Origin of the sequence: Nostoc sp., from assembly GCF_036916985.1 — a bacterium.
In the GTDB taxonomy this organism is placed as follows: domain Bacteria; phylum Cyanobacteriota; class Cyanobacteriia; order Cyanobacteriales; family Nostocaceae; genus Nostoc.
In genome coordinates this window covers 1-3,937 of sequence record NZ_JBALFD010000026.1, presented here as the reverse complement: position 1 = coordinate 3,937, position 3,937 = coordinate 1, and the positions used below count along the sequence as shown (strand labels likewise).

General features: G+C 42.3%; 6 protein-coding genes. 3 read left to right on the top strand and 3 right to left on the bottom strand.

Features of this window, described 5'->3' with window-relative positions; all coding sequences use genetic code 11:
- Positions 1–64: 64 nt before the first annotated feature.
- A complete protein-coding gene (locus tag V7L07_RS10235; protein ID WP_335057424.1) occupies positions 65–214 on the bottom strand; it encodes a hypothetical protein in 150 nt (49 codons plus the stop codon).
- A 741-nt stretch (positions 215–955) separates the two neighbouring features.
- Between V7L07_RS10235 and V7L07_RS10230 the strand changes: the two genes are divergently transcribed.
- The 3 genes from V7L07_RS10230 (at position 956) to V7L07_RS10220 (ending at position 2,358) form a co-directional block, all read left to right on the top strand.
- Entirely contained in the window at positions 956–1,642 is a 687-nt protein-coding gene (locus tag V7L07_RS10230) for a nitroreductase family protein (RefSeq protein ID WP_335057422.1), read from the top strand.
- A gap of 306 nt (positions 1,643–1,948) precedes the next feature.
- Complete coding sequence (locus tag V7L07_RS10225) at positions 1,949–2,119, top strand: NmrA family NAD(P)-binding protein (RefSeq protein WP_335057420.1); 171 nt, start codon at positions 1,949–1,951, stop codon at positions 2,117–2,119.
- Positions 2,120–2,142: 23 nt separating this feature from the next.
- On the top strand, positions 2,143–2,358 hold the full coding sequence (locus tag V7L07_RS10220; RefSeq protein WP_335057418.1) for a hypothetical protein: 216 nt from the start codon (positions 2,143–2,145) through the stop codon (positions 2,356–2,358).
- 236 nt (positions 2,359–2,594) lie between these two features.
- Here the strand turns inward: V7L07_RS10220 and V7L07_RS10215 are convergent, their stop codons facing one another.
- Complete coding sequence (locus V7L07_RS10215; RefSeq protein WP_335057416.1) at positions 2,595–2,846, bottom strand: hypothetical protein; 252 nt, start codon at positions 2,844–2,846, stop codon at positions 2,595–2,597.
- Positions 2,847–2,851: 5 nt separating this feature from the next.
- Positions 2,852–3,646 (bottom strand): hypothetical protein, encoded by a 795-nt coding sequence (locus V7L07_RS10210; protein ID WP_335057414.1) that lies wholly within the window; start codon positions 3,644–3,646, stop codon positions 2,852–2,854.
- Positions 3,647–3,937: the final 291 nt, after the last annotated feature.

Sequence of the window (3,937 nt, the reverse complement as noted above, 5' to 3'; positions counted from 1 at the left end):
TTGAGCTAGAAACCCTTTGGCAGGCATAATAATGCTGAATGCATGGATATATCTAGTTTACCATTTATGCAATTGAAATGTGGAACAGCTTATCTGAAGTAATTTGAGCGATCGCACAAGGGGCACTGGCAAAACCAATCAAACAATTACCAGTGCAAATTACTGCACTGGTAATAGCAATGTCTAACCATTTTAAGAAGTTTAAATCTCTCATTGCCTTAATGATTTTTATTCAGTTTCAGGATTATTTACTTCACGTGAATAAACTTAAAAGTCTTGCCAGAAAAATTTCAAATTATTATATAAAATTGTTTGTTTATCTATTCTTTGTATGAGATAAATAAAGCTAAATCTCTTTATATTTTACATACATTTTGCAGAGTTTATTTTCTTTATTTAAGAGAGTTTACATCAAAACTGTCAAAATTAATAGTATTAAAAATAACAATGTAATAAAGCTTAAGCAATCGCCTGTGGTGTCAGATCGGATACTGCCTTGGCTGTGAAATAGATGCAATTGGCATCCACAGACAGGGAACCTGCACTGTCTGTGCCCGAACTGCTGACGGTCACTTTTGCCTGGTTTTTAATGTTGAGTCTTCCTGTTTGGAGGTTTAAGTCCCCATCCTGATCACTGCTACCCCTACCTGCGGCAATTATTGAACCATTGCCTGTGAGAAGAATCGACTCCTGTGCGCTAGCTACGACGATGGGAAAAATTTTTTCTCACTAGCTGCATAATATTGATTTGCTCACACCCATATATATATAGAAGTCAAGTTTCACATCATCAAGATAAATAATATATGTTAACGCAACCAACGATGCTCTTTTGTCTTATCTAGGAATGTTCACATCTAAAATTGGTTATAGCAGGAAACAGGCTTGAAAGTCCCTTGGTGTCGGGGTTTTACGATCAATTGATGTCCTAACCTACGTGATAACTGCTATATGTTTGACAAATCCTGCATGTATAGTCATTTCATATTCAATCAAGACTAAGTTAGGCAGTACAAGAACCGAAGGAGCGATTATGTCTAAAAAGAAAGCGTTAACAGACTATCCGATTCATGAATTACTCGCAGAACGCTGGAGTCCTTATGCCTTCCAGGATCGTCCGGTTTCACAAGCCGATCTCCGTTCATTATTCGAGGCGGCGCGGTGGTCAGCATCTTCCTACAACGAGCAACCCTGGAGCTATCTTGTTGCCACCAAGGAAAACCCTGACCATTTTCAACAACTCCTATGGTGTCTCGTGGAAGCAAACCAGATATGGGCGCAAAACGCTCCGGTTCTGGCTTTGGGCATTGCCAGTCTCAGATTTACTCGCAATAATCAAGAGAACAAGGCTGCTATTCACGACCTCGGACTTGCTAGTGGCAATCTTGTGGTAGAGGCAACGGCACGCGGAATTTGTGTCCATGAGATGATCGGTATCCTTCCCGACAAAGCACGCGATCTCTTTGACATACCTGAAGGTTTTGAGGCATGGACGGCTATGGCGATCGGATATCAAGGCGATCCGATAACACTCCCAGATGCTCTCAAGGAACGTGACCTATCGCCAAGGCAACGCAAACCGCTGGATCAATTCGTATTCAGTGGTAAGTGGGGAAATCCTTCGTCGCTAGTGCTGAAGTGATATGGCAACAACAACTACATCTAATCTTGAACAGTTTTACTTTCGTATTATTACCGTTTTCAGTCTGACTTTGTTAATCGAACAGAGGCGGTCTTTAACAGAATAAAAATTCAAGGAATCTGTAACGAAAATGGGAACTTGAAATATTAGAGTCGTTTTAACCAATACCTTTGGTACGGCTGAACTCAAAGTCATACTACTCAAGTTTATCAGTCGGCTGGCGATCGCTATTTCAAGGAGAGAAACTCATATTCTCACAACTAGCGATTCTCAAATATTTTGCAGGTTTCAACAGGAGGTTCACAAATGAAGATTTTTGTTGCAGGCGCAACGGGAGCGATCGGTCGGACGCTAATCGCGCAATTGCTAGCGCAAGGACATGAAGTAGCTGCATTAACACGTTCTTTAGAAAAAGCACAAATTTTAGCCGAACAAGGCGTGGAATTGCAGAACGAGGCAATCCTGGCATTTACCTGATTACGGACGATCAACCCTTAGCGGTGCGCCAGTGGCTTTCTGCTTATGCCCAGTGGCTTAATGCTCCACCACCTCCGCAGGTATCGGTTGAGGATGCTCTGCGAATTAGTGGTGCGGATGCTGTTTATTATGGTACTCAGATGCGAGGCGCATCAAATGCTTTGGCAAAACGCGAATTAAATTTTCAGCCTCGACCCTTGGAATGGATGGTTAACAGCGCCGTGGCTCATGCTAGTTAAAAATTTAGGGGAGAAGAAATATGAAGATTGCTCAATATGGAACAACTATTGTAGTCATTCATACGTTTGCCAACGGAATGCATGGTTTAGCACATGTGGACCCTGACTGTCTTATCGGTATATAAAAATAGATTTGAAAGCTTGAATCCTAGCAAAAACGTTAATCGATAAGCCTAAATATACTGATTAGACAGTCAGGGGTGGGAGTATTTCGGGTAATGCAAACAATCAGCAATTCATCGTAACCAAAGGTTAGCCTGTTCCAAATCCAACGCTACCGAAAGATTGTTGCTTAAAGCTTGATCAATCCATACTGACAAAAGAGACAAATAATCTGTATCAATTTCTCGACATGGTAAACTACGTAGTATCTGTCCAATAGTTTCTAATTGCTGGTAGCCGCTTAAACCGCCCCAGCGAAAAGGTTTGCGACTGGTGCGATTGACACAATCCCGAATCGCAGCCCAAATCTGGGATTCGATTGCCATTAACTCTATGTCTCGTGACAAATAGGGGATTCCTGAAAAAAGGGGAGACTGTCTTGCTGCTGTTCGGAGCCTGGGTCTTGGGGTCTTTCTGAGAACTCAGGGACTCTTGGCATTCCATCTAAGTCTGCCAATAATAGTTGTCGTAGTTTTGTATCTAATGGCAACACAGATCCACTCAAATTACTGAGAAAGTGTGCCTGACAACGTTGATGGGGCGCATCTGGCCAACTTGAATTCATTGCCGCGATGATTGCTGATTCCCCATCTGACAATGTTGCCAGCACTTTGTACGTTAACTTTTGATATGGTTGCAGCCACTCAATTAGCTGTTGTCCTTGTGCTTGTGGCAATTGAATTGCACTGACTGGTGTACCACTTAATACTTCATATAATACGTATAACAGAGTCCCGTGTCCTTCCGGCTGTAAGGCATCAATTGCCCAAATTAAACCACCATGTTCAGCGGCTGTAGCAGCTAATTTCGAGTGCGTATGTGCCATCGTTCCACCCAATAGTGCCAGAAATTGACGGTATAGCTTACCTACATTGCTTTCGTTAATTTCAACACCACGGTGGTTTAATAAGCGTCGAATTTCTGCCAACTGTTGATGCTCATGTTCATGCTGCCAACCTATAAATGCCAGCACGTCTAGCCCGTATGTACTGTAAGGTAAGCTGTATTTTAATACGCCAGTAGCGTAGTAATGTTTACCAAAATGTGTACAACTGGAATTGGTACATTCTTTACTCTTACCTGCCACAAATACTACACCATCCATTGTTTGAATCGTTTTACGCATGTGTCTTGGTCTGCGTAGCGCTAATTCTGCCCCACAATGCACGCACTCGATGAGTGAACATTCTAATATTATTCGTTTGATATTACTGAATTTTCGTTCCGGGCGATGGCGAGGCAACTTTACTATCACTAATTTTTTACTGCTGCTAGGTGCTTTCCTCAGCTTACCTGCCTTGTATACCAATTAGATAGCTAGGGGGTGTATTCGATTCTCCCAAACTGCTGATGCTCTCTGGAATTGGGAATGCAGAGCATCTGCTCCCGCTCAACATTCCTGTGGTTGCTGATTTAC

Excerpts from the sequence above, each read along its gene's own strand:
- V7L07_RS10210 (WP_335057414.1), bottom strand. The coding sequence starts at position 3,646 with ATGCGTAAAACGATTCAAACAATGGATGGTGTAGTATTTGTGGCAGGT.
- V7L07_RS10235 (WP_335057424.1), bottom strand. The coding sequence starts at position 214 with ATGAGAGATTTAAACTTCTTAAAATGGTTAGACATTGCTATTACCAGT.
- V7L07_RS10225 (WP_335057420.1), top strand. The coding sequence starts at position 1,949 with ATGAAGATTTTTGTTGCAGGCGCAACGGGAGCGATCGGTCGGACGCTA.
- V7L07_RS10215 (WP_335057416.1), bottom strand. The coding sequence starts at position 2,846 with ATGGCAATCGAATCCCAGATTTGGGCTGCGATTCGGGATTGTGTCAAT.